This is a genomic window from Pseudomonas sp. KBS0707 (assembly GCF_005937945.2).
In the GTDB taxonomy this organism is placed as follows: Bacteria; Pseudomonadota; Gammaproteobacteria; order Pseudomonadales; family Pseudomonadaceae; genus Aquipseudomonas; species Aquipseudomonas amygdali.
The window spans coordinates 266,271-285,330 of record NZ_CP041754.1; the positions used below are offsets into that span (position 1 = coordinate 266,271).

A 19,060-nucleotide genomic window follows, 5' to 3' on the forward strand; every position below is an offset into this window, starting at 1 on the left:
GTAAACCTCCGCGGGCCCTTTTCCTGAGGAAGCCGAGCGTTGATGTCATTTGACACTGGCATGGCAAATGACTATAAATGCGCCATGTTGTACGACAACCTAAGACTTGCAGAAAATTACAACCACAAAAATAATTCAAAGAGTAACAAGTCCATGACCAGTCTGATTTCTCAGGCAATAAAAAAGTTTATATTCCCCGTTTTTTCAACTTTTTCGCACGATTGTCGGCGAATTACCTCGATAACCCTGCCTAAAACGCCCGTAATCTGAAGTTACATAAAACCAGCCGCCTCACGGTCATGGCCGCGGGACGCTCATCGCCAATCTAAAAATAAACAGGGTGAAGAGATGAAAATAAAAGGCATTCGGTGGTGGATGGTGGGGCTGGTAGCAGCTGGCCTGGTCGTCAACTACCTTGCACGCAACACGCTGTCCGTCGCAGCGCCGACGCTCATGAGCGAACTGAGCATTTCCACCGAGCAGTACGCGCACATCGTCGTCGCCTGGCAGCTGTGCTACGCCATCATGCAGCCGGTGGCGGGCTACATTATCGACGCCATCGGCACCAAAATGGGTTTTGCGATTTTTGCCATTGCCTGGTCGGCTGCCTGCGCTGCCGCAGCGTTCGCAACCGGCTGGCAGAGCCTGGCCATCTTCCGTGGCATGCTCGGGCTGACCGAAGCAGCGGGCCTGCCGGCAGGCGTCAAGGCCACGACCGAATGGTTTCCGGCCAAGGAGCGTTCGGTTGCCATCGGCTGGTTCAACATTGGCTCGTCGTTCGGCGCATTGCTTGCGCCCCCGCTGGTGGTCTGGGCCATCCTGCAAAGTGGCTGGGAGCTGGCGTTTCTGATTGTCGGTGGTCTGGGTATTGTGTGGAGCGGGCTATGGCTGCTGTTGTACAAGCACCCGCGTGACCAGAAGCGTCTGGGCGATGCCGAGCGTGACTATATTCTCAGCGGCCAGGAATCGCGCCTCAAGGATGCACCTGCCCAGAAAGGCAGTTGGAAACGCCTGTTCAAGAACCGCAATTTCTACGCTATCGCTTCGGCGCGCATCCTGTCCGAGCCTGCTTGGCAAACCTTCAACGCGTGGATCCCGCTGTACCTGATGACCGAACGCCACATGAACATCAAGGAAGTCGCGATGTTCGCCTGGCTGCCGTTTCTGGCGGCTGACATTGGCTGTGTACTGGGCGGCTATCTGAGCCCGCTGTTTCACAAATACTGCAAGGTGTCGCTGTTCACATCTCGCAAGATGGTCATGCTGTTCGGCTGTTCATGCATGATCGGCCCGGCCTGTATCGGGCTGGTCGAAAGCCCTTACACCGCTATCGCATTGCTGTGCATCGGTGGTTTCGCGCACCAGACCCTGTCTGGCGCACTGTACTCGATCACCTCCGATTCGTTCGGCAAAAACGAGGTGGCCACAGCGACCGGGATGGGCGGAATGTTCGGCTTTTTCGGGGCGGCGGCGTTCACCATGGTGTTCGGCGTGCTGGTCACCAAAATCGGCTACAGCCCGCTGTTCGTGGTGCTGGCGATTTTCGATATCGTCGCCGCCATTGTGGTGTGGACCGTCGCCCGCGAAGTGCCGCAGAACGACGAGGCCGTGGCGCTGAGCGTTGATGAATCAGGTTCTCGAACTGTTCCCGCAACGTGAGGCCGTCGTAATCCTGTAACGAAGTGCGGATATTCTCTGCTCTGAAAGTGATTTTTTATTGGAGGCCGTTCCTCGAAGGCAGGGGGCGGCTTCTTTTTTCGCCTGATATCTGATATTCGTTTTAGGAATTAATAAATAGCTTCTTATTCCTTAGCGAATATAACTTCAATCCCTATACTCGTCTCATGAACGCATACATGCAGGAGGCGAATCCATGCATAACGAGTCGATCCGGTATCTGATCGTGCCAGGCTGGCAAGGGTCTCCTGATGATCATTGGCAGACCCACTGGCAAAACAGCCTGCCCAACAGCACGCGCGTGGAACAGGCCGACTGGCTCAAACCACGCCGTGAGGATTGGGTGGGCGAGTTGCAACGCACGATTGCAGCGCACAGCACGCCGGTGATCCTGATCGCTCACAGCCTGGGTTGTGTGACAGTCGCGCATTGGGCACAACTCGCACCGCTGGAGACTCTGCGTCAGGTGCAAGGTGCGTTGCTGGTAGCACCTGCCGACGTCGAACGTCCGAATTGCCCGCCTGCATTGCGTAATTTTGCGCCGATCCCTAATGATCTGCTGCCGTTTCCGACACAAATTGTCAATTCTGACAACGACCCTGCGGTCAGCTCTCAGCGCGCTATGGAAATGGCCCGTCACTGGGGGGCGGAAGTCGGGTTTCTGAGTCAGGCCGGGCATATCAACGTCAAGTCCGGTCATCAGCGCTGGGAGCAGGGGTTCGCCTACCTGTACCGGCTGCAAAACCGTCTGGAGCAGCATGCGCGTCGCCGCGCATGAGCGGCAGCTTGTTTATCGACCCAACGGGTCCTGTCTTTTAAACGCTTGAGCCGTCGCAAGGGCTCAGGCGGGAGTGTGTCATGAGCCTTCACGAAAATTTCGGTCAGCCGCTGCTGACTTTCCCCGATGCAGAAAAAAGCCCGCTGAGCATTCGCGCCAAGGCGCTGGTATTCATCGACCCGCGCTCGCGCCGTTTACGCGAAGAAATGGAGCAGCTGGCGCCTCGTTCGCTGCCGGTCTTGATCCGTGGTGAGTCCGGGACTGGTAAGGAATTACTGGCGCGGCATATTCATCGCGGCAGTGATCGCTCGGGCTTGTTCGTTTCAGTCAACTGCGGTGCCATCAGCCCGACTTACGCCGATGCGGAGTTGTTCGGTTATGCCGCCGGAGCGCACAGCGGTTCGGTCAGCAGTCGGGCCGGCTGGTTTGGCTCGGCCAACGGCGGCACTTTGTATCTGGATGAGATCGGCGACTTGCCGCTGCCCATTCAGGTCAAGCTGCTCGCCGCCCTGGAAAACCACGAAGTCACACGAGTGGGCGCGCACCAGCCGAGCCCGGTCGATGTGCGTCTGGTAGCCGCCACCAGCATCGATCTGGCACAGGCGGTGGCTGCCGGAAAATTTCACGAGCGGCTTTATCACTACCTGAGCGAGGGGCGTCTTGACCTGCCGGCGTTGCGCGAGCAACCGGGCAATATCCTGCCGCTGGCCGAATATTTTGTCGGTATCTACAGCCAGCGCCTCAGCCTGCCTGTGCAACTGATCAGCGAAGACGCGCAGCGCACGCTTGAAGCCCACAGCTGGCCCGGCAACACCCGTGAGCTGGAGAACGTCATTCACTTTGCCTTGCTGGTCAGCAGTGGCGACGAAATTCGGGCTGAAGATATCAATCTGCCGGATATTGCCGCGCCACTGACGCTGATCGAGCGTCAGGCCAGGTTGTTGGTCAGCAGCGGGGATCGCGAGCAGCTTCGCGCGCTGCGGCGATTGCTCGAAACGGTGACATCGCAGCTTGAGCAGAACCCTGCGTGAAGGCGTGAGACAAAAAGATATAAGTACTCGATTAAAAAGTCTTTTATCGGAATATAAAATCTCGGTAATGTCAGCATGATGTCGCAGGGTTTGGATCGCGCGACGGCAAACCATTGAGTAATAAAGCGTCATTTTCTGATGACGCTCCCGGATTTCGCTAAGGACATTGCATGAAAAAGACGTTTCTGATGACCGCTCTGGCGGCTGCGTTCTCGATTGGCCTGGCTCACGCAGGCGAAAAACTGGTGGTCGGTGCAACGCCCGTGCCGCATGCGGAAATCCTGAAGCTGATCCAGCCGACCCTGGCCAAGGAAGGCGTGGACCTGGAAATCAAGGTCTTCACTGACTACGTACAGCCAAACGTTCAATTGAGCGAAAAGCGTCTGGATGCCAACTATTTTCAAACCAAGCCTTATCTGGATGGCTTCAACAAGGGCAAAGGCACCAATCTGGTGACTGGCGTGGGCGTACACGTTGAACCGTTCGGCGGCTATTCCAGCAAGTACAAGAAACTGGCTGATCTGCCTGAAGGTGCAACCATCGCCATTCCAAATGAAGGCAGCAACGCAGGCCGCGCACTGCTGCTGTTGCAAAAAGGTGGCCTGATCACCCTGAAGGATCCGACCAACGCCCTGTCCACGCCGAAAGACATCGCGAGCAACCCGAAGAGATTCAAATTCCGCGAACTCGAATCAGCTGTACTGCCACGTGCGTTGAGCCAGGTCGACCTTGCCCTGATCAACACCAATTACGCGCTGGAAGCCAAGCTCAATCCGAAGAAAGACGCGCTGATCATCGAAGGTGCCGATTCGCCGTACGTGAACTTCCTCGTCACCCGCGAAGACAACGCTCACGCCGACGCCATCGAAAAGCTGTCGAAAGCGTTGACCAGTCAGGAAGTCAAAGACTTCATCAACAAGAAGTACGAGGGCGTGGTACTGCCTGCGTTCTGACCCACTGAGTGTCGTGCGTAATCCAACTATCGTGCGACGCTCCGCGTCGCATGCCGTTCTTGACGCTCTGCGTCCTCTTTCGAGCATGTGGCGCGGCACGGATCTGTGACGCAGAGCGTCACCCAAGGCACTCCGACGCTGGAGCGTACCGAACGATAATCTCGTCTATCGTGCGTCGCTCCGCATCGCCCCACAATTACCCGCCATAAAGGCCCCTGAAAACGCTTTCTCGACAAAGCGTGTCGAGTTCGGCAGAGAGCCATTCACTGCGCCGGAGTGATCCAGCTGCGGGTAGTAATGCCACTCGATGCGGTCGCCGACCTTGCACGCATCTTTCACCAGCGCGATCTGGCTGCGAACAGGTGAAATGACATCCTTGCCCCCCGTGCCGATAAAAACCGGAATGTCCGACTTTAACGTCGGGTAGTCCGAATGGCGATTTACCTGATCGAGCGCCTTATCGGGTGAGCGTTTGAAACTGTTGTTGAATGTCAGTCCATCCGCGACCACCTTGCGCTCGATGGCTTGCAGGCATTCACGCTGACTGGTTTCGAACGCAGGCTTTGCGCGGTCGCTCAGGTAGTCGGCAGGATGCAGCGACGGGTCGATCAGTGCGGCAGTGCTCAGTCGCAACAGGTTATAGGCCAGCGACGGCGTGACCTGATCGCGGAAGGTGTCCGGTTCGGCATGTTTCTCACGCGATTGAGCCATCGGATACGGCGTCCCTGTCGCAACCACACCGACAATGTTCAATTCGGGCGCATAAGTCTTCTGGTAGACGGCCGTTGCGAAAGCGGCACGGCCACCTTGCGACTGCCCGAACACAACTACCCGCGAAGACAGATTGAAGTCCGCCTTCTGAACCGCACGAATGCTGTCGAGCACACCATACGCCAGCGGACTGCTCAGCCCGAACGGGTGCAGCCCCGGCGTGCCCAAACCCTGGTAATCAGTAGCCACAATCGCGTAGCCCCGCCCGAGCCATTCATTCAGATAGCGCGTGTCGCGATCACTGCGCCCGGCAAAGGAAGGCGCACAGATGTCCGCGCTGCCAACCGTGCCATGCGCCCACGCCATCAGCGGCCATCCGCCCTTTGGCGGCTCACCCTTGGGCATGAACAAGGCTCCTGACACTGCGACTGGCTGGTTGTTGAGCCCGTCTGTCGAGGTGTACAGGATGCGGACATTCTGTCCGGCATTCTCAAGGCTCTGTTTGGCCGTCAGCGGTTCCGAGCGCAGCAGTTGGCCCGGTGTCGACGGCATTTTATCCGGCCATTTGTAAAATGCGGGAACACCACCTTCGCCCGGGTCTGACTGGGCAACGGCGACTGTTTTCATGGAAGTGCCTGGCACTGCGCTGCAAGCTGCGAGCAGGACCATCAACAGGGTGGCCAGAACGGCCGAATACCTTGGCGATGAGTTCATCGGTATTTCTCCACAAGCTGACAGGAGAGAACGCATCAGCATCGATGTATCAAGCCGATTATGACCTGAGCGATGATAACTGACGCACGCGCTGCCAGTGCTGAACGGAGTTCTTCATGCGCAAGGATTACCTCGCTTTCTTCATCTCGCTTTTCCTGTCCAGGCTGGCGGATCAGATCCTGTTGTTCATAGTGCCGCTGGTGGTGTTCCAGACCACCAACAGCGCCTCATGGGCCGGGCTGGCGTTTTTCGTCGAATCGTTACCGAGGTTTCTCGCGTTTCCGTTATGCGGCGCGCTGTGCGACAAGTATTCGCCTATCAGAATTCTGCATATCAGCCAGGTCTACCGGGCATCGCTCTGCGTGCTGGCGATGGTGCTCTACGCACTCTTTGGTGGCATTGGGTGGCTGGTGGTGCTGTCGGCATTGTGCGGGGTGCTGACCACGCAAGGCATCATGGCGCGCGAAGTGCTCATGCCGCATATCTTTCAGCACTACAGCTACACCAAAACGTTGTCCTATTCCCAGATCGCCGACCAGTCAGGGCTGGTCCTCGGGCCGCTGGTGGCGGCACTGATGCTTGAAGTGTGGGCCTGGCACTGGGTAGTGCTCTGGATCGCCGGACTATTCCTGCTGGCAGACCTCTGCATGTTGGCGTGGCAACGTCTTGGCCGTTTTAAGCTGGAAGTGTTCGAGCAGCATCAAGACATCTGGCTGCAGCCCTTGCGGATTGCGTTCGGGCATATCCGTGGCCTGGCCGAATTGAAAAAGATCATCACGCTGGCAGTAGGGGTCAACCTGATCGTCGGCGTCACGCTGGCGACCTCGGCAGCCATGGTCATCGGCCAGTACAGCGCAGGCAAAGATAACTACGCAGGGCTGCAGGCGGCGGGTGCGGTGACCACTATCGTGATCCTGTTCTTCCTGGCCCGTGTGGTGCTGCCTTTGCGGGTGCTGGGCGGTGTCGGGTATTCAATGATCGCGATCGGGGCATTTATCAGCGCCCTGAGCCCGAACCTGATGGGCTATGTATTGGGTTTTTTGTTGATCGTCGGCTTCGACAAGATGTTCAACGTCTACATGCGCACCCTCCGGCAGCGGGTGATACCGCCCCAGGACTTCGGCAAGACGGTGGGCGTGATCACGCTGCTTAATAACATGTCCCAGCCCTTGGCAGGTTTGCTTGTGGCTTTGCTGGCCGCACCCTTGGGCACCCGGCAGGTCATCCTGATGCTGGCCGTGCTGACTTCCCTTCTCGGGGCAGGTGCGATGTGGTGGTTTGCAAAAGCGCGCGGCCCGTTCTCTGCCTCGATTGTTGAGGCGAATCGGGAGGCCGGGAAATGAAAATGGGGCTGAATCCGTTTCGCTGAATCTGGATGGAGTCAGGGCTTTTGAGCAAAAGCATTGTGCTTGTCCACGATGCAACGCCAAGAGCGCGGTGAAGAATTGATTTCATTGCTGTAGTCAAAGATCGGGAAATCCCCAATCCTGAAGGGGGGAGAGCTGAGACAGAAATGTTAGGTGCTCGATGGTTTTTACTTTTTGCAGGTTTTTCAGTTCCATCTGTCCGCCGAGTGCCAAGGCAGGGACGAAGCCGTACATCTCGTCGGATTTGAGCGGTCCGAGACTTTTCAACGCTGGTTTGAACAAGTCATCCAAATCGTTGTACTCGGCAATCATTGATGAAAAGAATGCCCTAACCCCGAAGTTTAGTTTTTCACCAGTAAATATTGAAGTGCGACCTGAGTATCGCGATATATATGAATTCAGCGTCAAGCAATAACCGCTGTTTTCTCCCCAAACGTAAAGGATGCCGAATGCACTACGTGCTATTACACGATAGTTATCTCGCTGATGCAGCGGTGTTGTGGCTAGCCAACGATTAAGTAGTTGGTCATAGTCTTGGGGGTTTACGCTCCAAAAAAGTCCGCTAGCATAGCCGCACCAGCCATATAAAGACCAATATTGAAGCAGTTGCTCCGGAAGTTTGTTTTTGTACTTTGCGATGCTTGCCTCTGGAACTGCATGATGTTCAATTGCAGGGCCGAATTTTTCTAGAAAGAAAGCAAAATCTTCGTCCATCATGCAGTCCGAACTGACAGCGTCATAAAGAAATTAAGCTTCTGATTTCCGAATTTAGACATCAGGAAATCCCCAGTCCTGTAGTGGCGAGAGCTGAGACAGAAACATTAGGTGTTCGGTGGTTTTCACCTTTTGTAAATTTTTTAGTTCCACAGGACCGCCGAGCGCGAGGGCAGGTACGAAACCGTACATTTCGTCCGATTGGAGCTGCCCGAGATTTTTTAGTGCTGGTTCAAAAAAACTATCTAAGTCGTTGTGCTCGAGCTGCATCGACGAGAAAAATACTCTGATGCCGAAATCCTTTTCTCCATCCGCAAATATCGAATTGTTAGTAGAGTAACGTGACATATAGCTGGTTATCGATAAACTGTCTGCGCTTTTCTCGCCCCATAGATACAGCTCTCCAAACGCGCTACGAGCAATAACGTGGTAGTTATCATTTTTGAAGGCTTCTTTACCTACAAGCCAATCAGTGAGCAGATCCTCATAATCCTGCGGATTTACAGTCCAAAATAGGCCTTTAGCGTATCCGCACCAGCCAAAATCCTCCCAGTATTTAAGTAGTTGTTCAGGGAGCCTTTTTTTATATCGCTCAATGCTAGACGTTGGAACTGCTTGCTGTTCAATTGCTGGTCCGAATTTTTTTAGGAAAAAAGCATAATCTTCATCCATTACTAGCCTCCTATTTGCATCTTTCAAGTTTAGCATTGATTTTTGTGGCGTTACGTAATTCGTTAGGGACTAAGTTGGCTGCTCTATCTAGCTCCCCGATGCGACTGGGCCATTGCGGTCCTATACTTGAGTTAATACGTCGATCACCAAGATCATTAATGACATCTTTGCCTCCGGCGATAATGTCAGGATTGTGCAACGCGGCTAGTGTCGTCATTTTTTCTAATACTTCTTTCTTGGCAGTCGCCTCTGCTACCTCTGGGCTCATACCGCCTAATCTTAGCTCGCGGAAAATGTTCAATTCCATTTTTCGACCGAGTAGTTTACGCGCATCCGCTGCCACTTTCGGATCCCTCAACGCTTCCCCGCTCTTAAACGCTTCCCGCCCCTTCAAATACTCTTCCACCGTCAAATCATTCAATCCCTTCTCTTGGCCCGCCAGTTGACGATCAAACTCAGGGATCCGGTCGAGGTGCTTATCGCTCACGTTAAAGCATGGCACCTTATGCTCAGGCATGCCCGACGCTCTTTTCGGCTCGGGCTCGTCCGCACGTCGATTGGGCGGTGGCGGTGGCGGTTCCTGTTTGTCCAGTGCACTTTTACGAGGGCTGGCGTTTTGCAGGTCGGGGTGTCTTGTCAGGGCGTCTTCGTGCTGGAGCATCCATTGGCCCAGCTTCGCACCTTTTTTACTGGCTTGCATTTCATTGGCAAGCACGCTTGCGTTACCTCGGCCGCGCGTCAGGTAGGCGACGATGGCGCCCAGTAGCAGTATCACAACTTCTTCATGGCCTTGGGCGATGTGGTGCGCTGCACGGCTTACAACCTGCGGATCGTCGCCGCCGAAGGGGTTGAGGCCAGGCTCGCCACGGGTGCCTTGCCAGGCGATGGCGATGCCACGCGTGTAGTTGTCGACAATACGAGGAAGGCCGTCGACGAAGAATTCGGCAATGGATGCCAAGCCGAGAATGCCAAGGATCCAGGTGCTAAGTTCCAGGCCGATTGCGGCACCCGCCATGCCCATAGGCACGGCGCCTGCACCAAAGAAAAAGCTGCCGACTCCCGCACCTATTGCGCCACCGGCGAGCGTACTGCCCGCGACGATCATAGCCATTTGGCTAACCACGTCTATCAGGTCGTTGATGATGCTGGAGATGTCGATATCTGCGAAACGCCGCCCAAGCCGACGGGCCGCTTCCAATTCGCCGCGGTTGAACGCGCTTCTGATATTGCCGACGCGTCTGAGGTTGAGCTGTAGTGTTGAAACCGGCTCATTGTTGAGGCTGCGCTGGAAGCTGGCTCCAGGCTGGTAGCCCATGCTTCGGCTAAAGCGTCGTTCTATATCGAGCCACGACGGCACAATGCTCCATAGCGGCATTCGGTGTCTCCCTGACTGCCCCGGCTGGTAGATGCACCATAGAGAAGGCCGATAATGAAGTCAAAGTGGCCAGAGGTTTTCTGATTGGTCCTACACGTTGGAGCGGGAAGTCCCGCATGCTGCCCTCTGAACCTACAGAGAGCAGCACCATTACCTGCCTTTAAAACGCCAATGTCACCCGGGCATTCAGTGATTGATCCGATGCGTCGTTGCTCACCTGACCGTCGTAACTCAGGCCCACGCTCAGCGTATCGCTCAACCCCAGGTCGACACCTGCGCCGAGCACTGCGGCGCTGCGGGCAATCGGTGCGCCGGAGAGTTCGAAGGTGCTGCCGCCGCTGAAGGCCGAGCGGCTTTCCGGGGTGACGTCACCGTAGGCGCGACGCCAGCCCAGTGTGGCGTTGGGTTTGATCGTCACGCTGCCGGCGTTCAAGCGAGTGGCAGCGCGCAGGCCCAGGGTGCTGAAGGTGATGTGGTTGTCCTGGGATTTGTTCTGCAGGCTGATGGCGTTGCTGTTCTCGTCGAAGGCGTCGGTGTCGAGGCGTACGTGCGCCAGGTTGGCGAAGGGTTCAAGCTGTGCGTTGCCCATTTCCAAGGTGTAGCCCAGTTCGCCGAAGACCTGATTGGTCGCTGCCTTGTAGTCTTCCTTGAAGTGCTCGGACGAGCCCGGCAGGTCCAGCGTGCGCTTGGCGGTCAGTTCATGCCAGGTGTGCACTGCGCCGAGACGCAGGCCCAGTTGGCCCCATTTCGCGCCGCCATAAACGCCCAGGTGGTAGTTGTCGCTGTCGGTAGAGCCGGACGCATGGCGCAGGTCGAAGCTGCTGTTGCTGAAGCCTGCCAATGCACCCACACGCCAGGTGTCGTCGAGCGGTACGTCGGTGCCGAACAACAGGCCGCTGGTGCGGGTTTCCAGGCCCGAGGCGTCGCGGCTGCTGTCGGTCTGCCCGGTCGCGCCGATGGCTTGAGTCCACACCACGCCACGCGAGGCATCGCCGGCCAGGGTTTGTGTTGTGCTGCCGAATGACTGTGCGGATTGCGCTTGTTGCATGCGATCGTTCATGGCGTTGCGCACCAGACGGCTGTCTTCGATCAGCGCAGATTGAGTCGATGCGTGCAGCTCGTTGGACAGCGCCTTGAAGGTCGCCTGTGCGGTTGCTGCGTCGTCCTGCACCACCTGACGCCATAGCGCATTGCCTGCGCCCGCGCTGTCGAGCCCCTGAGCGACGGCGCTGGCATTGCGCGTGGTCGCCAGGCTGGCGAAGGTTTGTGCGTTGCGATCCAGCGTCAGCCCTACGTCGGTCGCGGTGTAGTTCAGCGTCGGGGTAAGGAACGCGAAGTTGGTTTGCACGGCGGCAAATGCACCGCTTACGCCACCGGCTGCGGAGATAATCGAGTAACGGCTTGCTGCTACCCAGTTACCGCCTTCAACCAATGACAGCGTGCTGTTATTGAGGGTCGCACGGCCGCTGGCGACGATGCGGTCGGCATTGCCATTGGCGTCCGACTCCACTTGGTAAACCGAGCCCTGAGCCAGGTTGACGTCACCGTTGACGTTCAGCTGCCCGACCGAATTACCCGGTGCGACCACGCCGCCCTGAGCGACGTTGATGCCGCCAACGGTACCGTTGCCACCCAGCGTCGCGCCTTGCTGCACGCTGACGATGGAGTTGCCGAGGTTGCCATTCACTGCCAGGCGACCGGCCTGCACGGTCGTCGCGCCGGACAGGCTGCTGTTGCCGGTCAGGTTAAGCGAACCGGCACCGCGCTTGATCAACGCGCCGCTGCCCGTCAGCGTGTTGGCGAGGGTGTTGTTGGTGGACTGATCGAGCACCAGCGTTGCGTTGTCGGTGATCGTTCCGCTGCCGAAGGCCTGAGCATGGCCGGTCAGGGTGCCGCCGTTGATCACGGTGCCGCCCGAGTAGGTGTTGTTGCCTGTCAGTATCAGGTTGCCGGTGCCGTTTTTGATCAGTGCTCCACTGCCGCTGATGTCGTTGCGCCAGGCGTCGATGGCGTTATAGCCGCCGAGGCTGGCGTTCATGTTGACGGTGACGTTGGAATTGAACGCGCCGTAGCCATCGCCTGCGGCATACAGGTTCAAGCGACCGTAGCCACCCGACTGGTCGATTACCGCGTAGCCCGAAGACATTTCAGTGGTCCCCAGAACCTCGCGTCTTTGGCTGGCGTCCAGGTACGGAAAGCGGGTTTCCAGCAGCACTTCTGCGTTGGTCGGCACTACCGGAGCCAGGTTGGTGGGGCCGACCGGATCGAAACCGTAGGTCATGCGTGAGGTATACAGCGCTTTGTCCTGGGCATGCTGGGAAGTGCGGTCAGTGGCCGGGTCAATGCTGGCTATGCAGTTGTTGATGTTGCCACCGCATTGCGCCGTGAAGTAAGTCAGTGCCTGGGCGCGGGCGTCGGCGCGCAACTGTGCGTTGGCTGAATTGGACAGGTTGTCGATGGCGAAATAGGTCGCGGTGATTCGCCCGCCCATCACGTCGAAGGGCGAGTGCATGCCCGCTTCGATGCGGTTGTCGCCGATCTCCGAGGCACGCAGCATCAACTCGCTGAACCGCTCGGGGATCGCGTAGGCCAAGGCGTAGGCTGACAGGTAGGCAGCGTTGGTGTGCCCGCTGGGGAAGCCCGAGTCACTGGCCGGCGTGGTGCTTTCGGCCGGGCGCAAAGACGGCGCGACGACGAATGCCAGGTTTTGTCCGTCCAGGCTCTGCCGCCATGGCCGTGGATACAGATAGTGGGACTTGGCCGGGGTCGTGGAGGCGTCATTGCGCACGGCGCCGACCAGATCGACCACTTTGCCCAGCGCTGAAGACGAACTGCCTGCGCCATTGCCCTTGTCGTCGTACTTGACGGTTTTGTTGCTGTCGTCAAATTGCGTGATGGTGGTGAAGGCACCCGCTCCTGCTTTATAGGCATCACTCAACGAGCCCAGACCGCTGATGGCGCTGTAGCTCTGATCGCGGCGATCATCGAAGTAGGCGGCGGTTTCCTGCGCCAGCGTGCGCGAGTTGGCACGGTCGACGACAATTTGCAGGTTGCGTCGGAGCAGGCTCTGCCCCAGCGCAGTAGGTGTGCCGGTATCCCAGGTCGCGCCGGTCGTCCACAGCGTGTTGAACCCGGAAAGCAGATCGACCCCGTTGATCCGGTCGTCATTTGCACGGCTCGCTGCCTGTACCGATACCGCAAGCAGTGAAAGTATCAACGACGACATCATTACGTGGGCAACCGGTTTATTACATCGCATGGCGAGCGCCTGTACTCAATCTGGATAAGGCGCCGACCCTAGCAAGGCGGTCTTACACTTGGATGTATCTGCCATGACACATTTATGCTGGCTGAAGCTACACAGTGAGCCTGCGAAAAATTCAGCACTATGGATATTCCTTAACGGTATTTAAATTCTCTTTCTTATATCTATACAGTTCCGCCTTTCAGTCACACTGTTCTGGAGTCGGAGTTCTCATGCCAGCAGCCTCCCTCGCTTCATCGTCCGCTCAATCTGCTTCGCAATCGTTCGACGTGCGTCCATTCACCGGAAAGGTGGGCGCGGAAATCGTCGGGCTGGATCTGTCCAGGCCGTTGAATGACGCAGATTTTGCGCGAGTGCATCAGGCGCATCTGGATCACCACGTCGTGGTGTTCCGCGATCAGCAGATCACGCCGCAGCAGCAGGTCGATTTCAGCCGTCGTTTTGGTGTGTTGCAGATCCATGTGCTCAAGCAGTTTCTGCTGGCTAACCATCCGGAAATCCTGATCGTCTCCAACATTGTCGAGAACGAGAAGCCTGTGGGGCTGGGCGATGCCGGTAAATACTGGCATTCGGACCTGTCTTATAAAGAGCTGCCAAGCCTGGGTTCGATGCTTTACGCACAAGAGTTGCCGAGCGAAGGTGGCGACACGCTGTTCGCCGACATGCATCAAGCGTGGGACACCTTGCCGCAACACCTGCGTGATGCCGTCGAAGGGCGCTCGGCGGTTCACAGCTACACTGCGCGCTACGCCGAGGGCCATAACGCCGCCAACTGGCGTCCGACCCTGACCGCCGAGCAACTGGCCCAAGTGGTCGAAGTCAGCCACCCGATTGTTCGCTCGCATCCTGAAACCGGTCGCAAGGCGTTGTTTGTCAGCGAAGGTTTCACCACCCGGATTCTTGACCTGCCGGAAGACGAGAGCCGCCAGATTCTCAACGAGATCTACGCCCACAGCGTGAAGCCCGAGCATATTTACCGGCACCAATGGCAAGCCAACGACATGGTGTTCTGGGACAACCGTTCCCTGATTCACCTGGCTGCCGGCTGCCCGGCCCATCTGCGACGCAAACTGCATCGCACGACCATTCAAGGCACCGCGCCATTTTGATTCAGGATAGCCGTTCATGAATGCTGTCGCGCAAGGCCACACGGCCAGCACGAGCGCCCAACCGCAACCGACTGTTCAGCACACCACTGAAGCCTTGTTGCAAGTTCGCGGTGTAAGCCTTGAATACCGCACGCCAGAGCGCGTGGTCCGGGCGACGCATCAGGTCAGTTTCGAGGTCGACCCGGCCGATCGTTTTGTGCTGCTCGGCCCATCCGGTTGCGGCAAGTCCACATTGCTCAAAGCCGTAGCCGGGTTCATCCGGCCCAGCGAGGGCGAGATTCGTCTGGCAGGTCATCAGGTCACCGAACCTGGCCCGGACCGCATCGTGGTGTTTCAGGAATTCGACCAGTTACCGCCATGGAAAACCGTGATCGAGAACGTCATGTTTCCGCTGCTGGCGTCACGCACCCTGAAGCGTCCCGAGGCGCTGGAGCGCGCTCGTTATTACCTGGAAAAAGTCGGCCTCAGCGCGTTTGCCGATGCCTATCCGCATACCTTGTCCGGTGGCATGAAAGCCCGCGTGGCGATTGCCCGAGCCCTGGCCATGCAGCCGAAAATTCTCCTGATGGACGAGCCGTTCGCCGCGCTCGATGCACTGACCCGGCGCAAGATGCAGGAAGAACTGCTGGAGCTGTGGGACGAGGTGCGTTTCACGCTGCTGTTCGTTACCCATTCCATTGAAGAAGCGCTGGTGGTGGGCAACCGCATCCTGCTGCTGTCACCGCATCCGGGCCGTGTGCGAGCGGAAATCAACAGCCATCAATACGACCTGAAAAGCCTCGGCGGCGTTGGTTTCCAGCAAACCGCGCAGCGTATTCATCGCCTGTTGTTCGATGAGGGCGATGCCGGGCCGGTGGAGCAGGATCTGAATTTTCAGGACATCCGGATTGCTTACTAGACGACTGCCTTGATCGTTCCCACGCTCCGCGTGGTAATGCCTTTCAGGACGCTCCGCGTCCTATCTACACGATTACCGGGAAACCCGAACCATGAGCCTCGCACCTCCCGCTCGCGAAGAATATGAAATCACGCTGGAGCCTTTCACTCAGGAAGACCTGGCCCGCGATCTGCCCTTGGCACAGCGCATCTGGCAACTGGGCTGGGTGCGCAAATGCGTCATCATGATCGCTCTGGCGGTGATCTGGGAACTGGCTGCACGTCTGCAGAACAACGACCTGCTGTTGCCGAGCTTTCTGCAAACGGCGGCCGCCTTTTATGACGGGCTGATCTCCGGCGAGCTTCCAGGCAAGGTGTGGATTTCCCTGACCGTACTGATTCAGGGCTACCTGATCGGCATCGTGCTGGCGTTCGCCCTGACCACCCTGGCAGTGTCCACCCAACTGGGCCGCGACCTGCTCGGCACGCTGACTGCGATGTTCAATCCGCTGCCGGCCATTGCCCTGTTGCCGCTGGCGCTGCTGTGGTTCGGGCTGGGCCAGAACAGCCTGATCTTCGTGCTGGTGCATTCGGTACTGTGGGCGCTGGCGCTCAATACCTACGCAGGTTTTCTCGGCGTTTCGGAAACCCAGCGTATGGCCGGGCGCAACTATGGCCTTAAGGGCTTGCGCTTTGTCTGGCACATCCTGATTCCCGCTGCGCTGCCATCGATCCTCGCCGGCTTGAAAATCGGCTGGGCTTTCGCCTGGCGCACGCTGATCGCCGCCGAGCTGGTGTTTGGTGCGTCGTCCGGCAAGGGCGGGTTGGGCTGGTACATCTTCCAGAATCGTAACGAGCTGTATACCGACAAGGTTTTTGCAGGTCTGGCGGCAGTCATTCTCATCGGCCTGTTGGTCGAGAACCTGCTGTTCGCCAATATCGAGCGCCTGACCGTCAAGCGCTGGGGCATGCAGCGTTGAAGCACCGTCTTTTTTTGAATAATCAGGGTGGGAACCACATGACAACAACATTTCATCGTCCGGCGCTGACTGTATTGGCGGCGACACTTGGCCTGTTCGGTGCCCTGCTCAGCAGCGGCGTGCAGGCGGAAGGCAAGATCAGCATCGCTCAGCAATTCGGCATCGGCTACCTGATCCTCGACGTGGTGCGCGATCAGAAGCTGATCGAGAAACACGGCAAGGAGCAGGGTCTGGATATCAAGGTCGACTGGAACAGCATCTCCGGTGCCACCGCGATGAACGAAGCGCTGCTGGCCGGTGCGCTGGACGTGGTGTCGGCAGGTGTGCCACCGATGCTGACCGTCTGGGATCGCACCAAGGGCAAACAGAACGTCAAAGCCATTGCTTCGTTGGGTTCCATGCCCAACTACCTGCTGACCAACAACCCCAACGTGAAAACCATCAAGGACTTCACCGACAAGGACCGCATCGCTGTACCGGCTGCCGGTGTGGGCTTTCAGTCGCGTACTTTGCAGATCGAGACCGCCAAGGTATTCGGTAACGACAACTACAAGAAATTCGACAACATCTCGGTGAGCCTGGCGCACCCGGATGCCACCGCAGCGCTGCTGGCGGGCGGCTCGGAAATCAACTCGCACTTCTCCAGCCCGCCGTTCCAGTACCAGGCGCTGGAAAACCCCAACGTCCACAAAGTGCTCAGTTCCTATGACGTGCTGGGCGGTCAGGCGACGTTCAACGTGCTCTACACCACCGAGAAATTCCACGACGAGAACCCCAAGACCTACAAGGCGTTCTACGACGCGCTGGCCGAAGCCGAGAAGATCATAAAGGCCGACAAGCCCGCTGCCGCGCAGACCTACATCCGTGTCGAGCAATCGAAACTGCCGTTGCCGCTGGTAGAGAAAATCGTCGCTGACCCGGAAATCGACTTCACCGTCACCCCGCAGCGCACCTTCATCTACGCCGAAAAACTGCATGAACTGGGCGTGTTGAAAAACAAGGCGGCGAGCTGGAAGGACTACTTCTTCGAAGAGGCGCACGGCACAGAGGGCAGTTAATCCGGGCGGTTTGAGGACGACGCGGAGCGTCACGAAGGGCATTCCCACGCGGAGCGTGAGGAACGATAGAAGATCTCCCGGGCGCCTATCGTTCCTCACGCTCCAGCGTGGGAATGCCGTTCTGGACGCTCTGCGTCCTCTTCTGAACAAATCAGGTTACTTCCGCTCACGAAAAACCTGTCCTGCGGGACATTTCTTTCAGTCTTTTCTCTTTCCTGCGCATGACCTTTGCTAGAAAATCCCGGGCCCTTGTGCCTGCCAACTCTGCGCACTAGGCTGCGTCGGTCGCTGATTTTTCAGCGGTCGGGTTTAGCAGCCTGTTTGTGGATTACAAGTGGCGCAAGTGCCGTTTATGGCGGCTTTGCGTGGGGCACCTTCGGGTGCGCCGGTTGCTTGCGCTTGTTCCACACCGGTCTGCTAACCCGCGTCAAAGTCGCCACCCTTGTTTGTTTAGCCGCAGGCATCTGGTGGTCTTGTCAGCTAAAGGAATAAGCGATGATCAACTCGACCCCGTCTCCACCGCTCCCCAACTCTCTTGAAGATTCCCTGATACAGGTCAGCGAAATACTGCGCTGTGCCTCTGCCACCGCTTCTGAAACCGGTGACAACCTTGAGGGCCTGAAACGTGATCTTGCGTTCTCGGTGGTGCATCTGATCAACATGGCCAAGGCCGAGCTGGAGCGCTCGCTGGAATGTGTTCAGAGCCACTGACAGCCCCTGACGAACCTAGCAGTTCTACGAGTAGCCGCTGCGGTCCCCGCAATGCATTGTGTGCCTGAAGAGGCCTGCCTCGCCGATCAAGACCACTCCGGTTACTCACCATGCGCCAGCAAACTACCCTGTGCCGTTACCGCTACGACGCGCTTGACCGGCTTGCGGCTCGCACGCCTGTGGCAGGGACCATTGCCCGCTCGTTCTATCAGTCCGACACCCTGGTCAGCGAGATTCAGGGGGCAGAACACGTTCGGTTCCTGCATCGCGACCGTCAGTTGCTGGCCACGCAGTCAGCGCTCGCTACGCTGTTGATCGGCTCGGATCAACAGCACAGCGTGCTCCACACCGTATCGGCCAGCTTGTCTGACCCTATCGCTTACACCCCCTATGGGCATAGGCAAGCGTTGAACCAACTGCCAGGTTTCAACGGTGAGCGCCCCGACCCATTGACCGGTCATTATCTGTTGGGCAATGGTTATCGCGCCTACAACCCCGTTCTGATGCGCTTCAACAGCCCGGACAGCCTGAGCCCGTTTGGCAAGGGCGGTATGAATGCCTATGCGTACTGCGCGGGTGATCCGGTTAATCGGTCTGATCCGACCGGGCATAAGATAGATGAGAGTCAGATACTTTCATTTGTTTGGATAGGGCTCGGTTTGTTCGGTGCTTACCTGGGTGTAAAAGCGGCTGTTCCTGCGATAAAGGCTGTCGCCAAGGGCAATGCTTCGCTATCGACGAAACTGACAGCTTCCTCCGCACTCGGCCAGATCGCAGCGAGCACCGTGTTTACCGTAAGCCGTGTAATCAACGCGGTCGACCCTGACGGCCCTGCCAAGGATGTTTTGCTCGCGACTGCAATAGGCATGGTGATTCCAGTGCTGGCCGTTCGGACATTCAACCCGCGCATCAAGCGTTGGGAGGATGCAGGGGCAGATATAATACTGCTCAATGATAGGCGTTCAAGTTTAAAAAGTGAGTTCGCTGATACCGCTAGCGCCATTCGAGAAACACGCCCTTGGGGTGATCCGGCAGACGAATTGAGTCGCATGATGTACTGATACGTTTA

At 57.5% G+C, this 19,060-nt stretch carries 16 protein-coding genes; 11 read left to right on the forward strand and 5 right to left on the reverse strand.

The features are described from left to right. Positions 1 to 375 precede the first annotated feature (375 nt). From FFH21_RS01355 to FFH21_RS01370, 4 genes are all read left to right on the forward strand, one after another. A complete protein-coding gene (locus FFH21_RS01355) occupies positions 376 to 1,659 on the forward strand; it encodes an MFS transporter (protein ID WP_041924394.1) in 1,284 nt (427 codons plus the stop codon). 214 nt (positions 1,660 to 1,873) lie between these two features. Continuing rightward, positions 1,874 to 2,455: an alpha/beta hydrolase gene (locus FFH21_RS01360; protein ID WP_004655134.1), complete on the forward strand. Its 582-nt coding sequence runs from the start codon at positions 1,874 to 1,876 to the stop codon at positions 2,453 to 2,455. Between the two features lie 80 nt (positions 2,456 to 2,535). Next, positions 2,536 to 3,486 (forward strand): sigma 54-interacting transcriptional regulator, encoded by a 951-nt coding sequence (locus FFH21_RS01365; protein WP_011167431.1) that lies wholly within the window; start codon positions 2,536 to 2,538, stop codon positions 3,484 to 3,486. 170 nt (positions 3,487 to 3,656) lie between these two features. Further along, positions 3,657 to 4,439, forward strand: a complete 783-nt coding sequence (locus FFH21_RS01370; RefSeq protein ID WP_011167432.1) for a MetQ/NlpA family ABC transporter substrate-binding protein — start codon at positions 3,657 to 3,659, stop codon at positions 4,437 to 4,439. Between the two features lie 165 nt (positions 4,440 to 4,604). On the opposite strand, the gene FFH21_RS01380 is transcribed toward FFH21_RS01370, so the two are convergent. Further along, the gene (locus FFH21_RS01380) at positions 4,605 to 5,864 is read right to left on the reverse strand and encodes a lipase family protein (protein ID WP_004667131.1); all 1,260 of its coding nucleotides are present in this window, start codon (positions 5,862 to 5,864) and stop codon (positions 4,605 to 4,607) included. 116 nt (positions 5,865 to 5,980) lie between these two features. Between FFH21_RS01380 and FFH21_RS01385 the strand changes: the two genes are divergently transcribed. Further along, a complete protein-coding gene (locus tag FFH21_RS01385; protein ID WP_004655124.1) occupies positions 5,981 to 7,207 on the forward strand; it encodes an MFS transporter in 1,227 nt (408 codons plus the stop codon). 120 nt (positions 7,208 to 7,327) lie between these two features. On the opposite strand, the gene FFH21_RS01390 is transcribed toward FFH21_RS01385, so the two are convergent. From FFH21_RS01390 to FFH21_RS01405, 4 genes are all read right to left on the reverse strand, one after another. Further along, positions 7,328 to 7,945, reverse strand: a complete 618-nt coding sequence (locus FFH21_RS01390) for a GAD-like domain-containing protein (RefSeq protein WP_004666522.1) — start codon at positions 7,943 to 7,945, stop codon at positions 7,328 to 7,330. A gap of 54 nt (positions 7,946 to 7,999) precedes the next feature. After that, positions 8,000 to 8,617 carry a GAD-like domain-containing protein gene (locus FFH21_RS01395; protein ID WP_004655118.1) on the reverse strand — a complete coding sequence of 206 codons (618 nt, stop codon included), beginning with the start codon at positions 8,615 to 8,617 and terminating at the stop codon, positions 8,000 to 8,002. A 10-nt stretch (positions 8,618 to 8,627) separates the two neighbouring features. After that, on the reverse strand, positions 8,628 to 9,992 hold the full coding sequence (locus tag FFH21_RS01400) for a DUF6861 domain-containing protein (protein WP_011167434.1): 1,365 nt from the start codon (positions 9,990 to 9,992) through the stop codon (positions 8,628 to 8,630). Between the two features lie 160 nt (positions 9,993 to 10,152). Then, positions 10,153 to 13,251 (reverse strand): autotransporter domain-containing protein, encoded by a 3,099-nt coding sequence (locus FFH21_RS01405; RefSeq protein WP_011167435.1) that lies wholly within the window; start codon positions 13,249 to 13,251, stop codon positions 10,153 to 10,155. 218 nt (positions 13,252 to 13,469) lie between these two features. Between FFH21_RS01405 and FFH21_RS01410 the strand changes: the two genes are divergently transcribed. The 6 genes from FFH21_RS01410 to FFH21_RS01440 all read left to right on the forward strand — a co-directional run bounded on the left by FFH21_RS01410 (position 13,470) and on the right by FFH21_RS01440 (position 19,052). Continuing rightward, positions 13,470 to 14,366, forward strand: coding sequence for a TauD/TfdA family dioxygenase (locus tag FFH21_RS01410; protein ID WP_004654116.1), 897 nt, complete (start codon positions 13,470 to 13,472; stop codon positions 14,364 to 14,366). 16 nt (positions 14,367 to 14,382) lie between these two features. Beyond that, on the forward strand, positions 14,383 to 15,264 hold the full coding sequence (locus FFH21_RS01415; protein WP_004654120.1) for an ABC transporter ATP-binding protein: 882 nt from the start codon (positions 14,383 to 14,385) through the stop codon (positions 15,262 to 15,264). A gap of 91 nt (positions 15,265 to 15,355) precedes the next feature. Continuing rightward, positions 15,356 to 16,222 carry an ABC transporter permease gene (locus FFH21_RS01420; protein WP_005744777.1) on the forward strand — a complete coding sequence of 289 codons (867 nt, stop codon included), beginning with the start codon at positions 15,356 to 15,358 and terminating at the stop codon, positions 16,220 to 16,222. 38 nt (positions 16,223 to 16,260) lie between these two features. Further along, positions 16,261 to 17,280, forward strand: a complete 1,020-nt coding sequence (locus FFH21_RS01425) for an ABC transporter substrate-binding protein (protein ID WP_005730944.1) — start codon at positions 16,261 to 16,263, stop codon at positions 17,278 to 17,280. Positions 17,281 to 17,775: 495 nt separating this feature from the next. Continuing rightward, positions 17,776 to 17,991, forward strand: a complete 216-nt coding sequence (locus tag FFH21_RS01435) for a DUF6124 family protein (protein ID WP_005747748.1) — start codon at positions 17,776 to 17,778, stop codon at positions 17,989 to 17,991. 110 nt (positions 17,992 to 18,101) lie between these two features. Then, positions 18,102 to 19,052, forward strand: a complete 951-nt coding sequence (locus FFH21_RS01440; protein ID WP_004666518.1) for an RHS repeat-associated core domain-containing protein — start codon at positions 18,102 to 18,104, stop codon at positions 19,050 to 19,052. The last annotated feature ends 8 nt before the right edge of the window (positions 19,053 to 19,060 follow it).

What these genes read in the sequence shown, in the direction of transcription:
- FFH21_RS01420 (WP_005744777.1), top strand. Translation starts at nt 15,356, where the DNA reads ATGAGCCTCGCACCTCCCGCTCGCGAAGAATATGAAATCACGCTGGAG.
- FFH21_RS01395 (WP_004655118.1), bottom strand. Translation starts at nt 8,617, where the DNA reads ATGGATGAAGATTATGCTTTTTTCCTAAAAAAATTCGGACCAGCAATT.
- FFH21_RS01400 (WP_011167434.1), bottom strand. Translation starts at nt 9,992, where the DNA reads ATGCCGCTATGGAGCATTGTGCCGTCGTGGCTCGATATAGAACGACGC.
- FFH21_RS01410 (WP_004654116.1), top strand. Translation starts at nt 13,470, where the DNA reads ATGCCAGCAGCCTCCCTCGCTTCATCGTCCGCTCAATCTGCTTCGCAA.
- FFH21_RS01370 (WP_011167432.1), top strand. Translation starts at nt 3,657, where the DNA reads ATGAAAAAGACGTTTCTGATGACCGCTCTGGCGGCTGCGTTCTCGATT.
- FFH21_RS01435 (WP_005747748.1), top strand. Translation starts at nt 17,776, where the DNA reads ATGATCAACTCGACCCCGTCTCCACCGCTCCCCAACTCTCTTGAAGAT.
- FFH21_RS01415 (WP_004654120.1), top strand. Translation starts at nt 14,383, where the DNA reads ATGAATGCTGTCGCGCAAGGCCACACGGCCAGCACGAGCGCCCAACCG.
- FFH21_RS01380 (WP_004667131.1), bottom strand. Translation starts at nt 5,864, where the DNA reads ATGAACTCATCGCCAAGGTATTCGGCCGTTCTGGCCACCCTGTTGATG.
- FFH21_RS01425 (WP_005730944.1), top strand. Translation starts at nt 16,261, where the DNA reads ATGACAACAACATTTCATCGTCCGGCGCTGACTGTATTGGCGGCGACA.
- FFH21_RS01405 (WP_011167435.1), bottom strand. Translation starts at nt 13,251, where the DNA reads ATGCGATGTAATAAACCGGTTGCCCACGTAATGATGTCGTCGTTGATA.
- FFH21_RS01440 (WP_004666518.1), top strand. Translation starts at nt 18,102, where the DNA reads ATGCGCCAGCAAACTACCCTGTGCCGTTACCGCTACGACGCGCTTGAC.
- FFH21_RS01390 (WP_004666522.1), bottom strand. Translation starts at nt 7,945, where the DNA reads ATGGACGAAGATTTTGCTTTCTTTCTAGAAAAATTCGGCCCTGCAATT.
- FFH21_RS01360 (WP_004655134.1), top strand. Translation starts at nt 1,874, where the DNA reads ATGCATAACGAGTCGATCCGGTATCTGATCGTGCCAGGCTGGCAAGGG.
- FFH21_RS01355 (WP_041924394.1), top strand. Translation starts at nt 376, where the DNA reads ATGGTGGGGCTGGTAGCAGCTGGCCTGGTCGTCAACTACCTTGCACGC.
- FFH21_RS01365 (WP_011167431.1), top strand. Translation starts at nt 2,536, where the DNA reads ATGAGCCTTCACGAAAATTTCGGTCAGCCGCTGCTGACTTTCCCCGAT.
- FFH21_RS01385 (WP_004655124.1), top strand. Translation starts at nt 5,981, where the DNA reads ATGCGCAAGGATTACCTCGCTTTCTTCATCTCGCTTTTCCTGTCCAGG.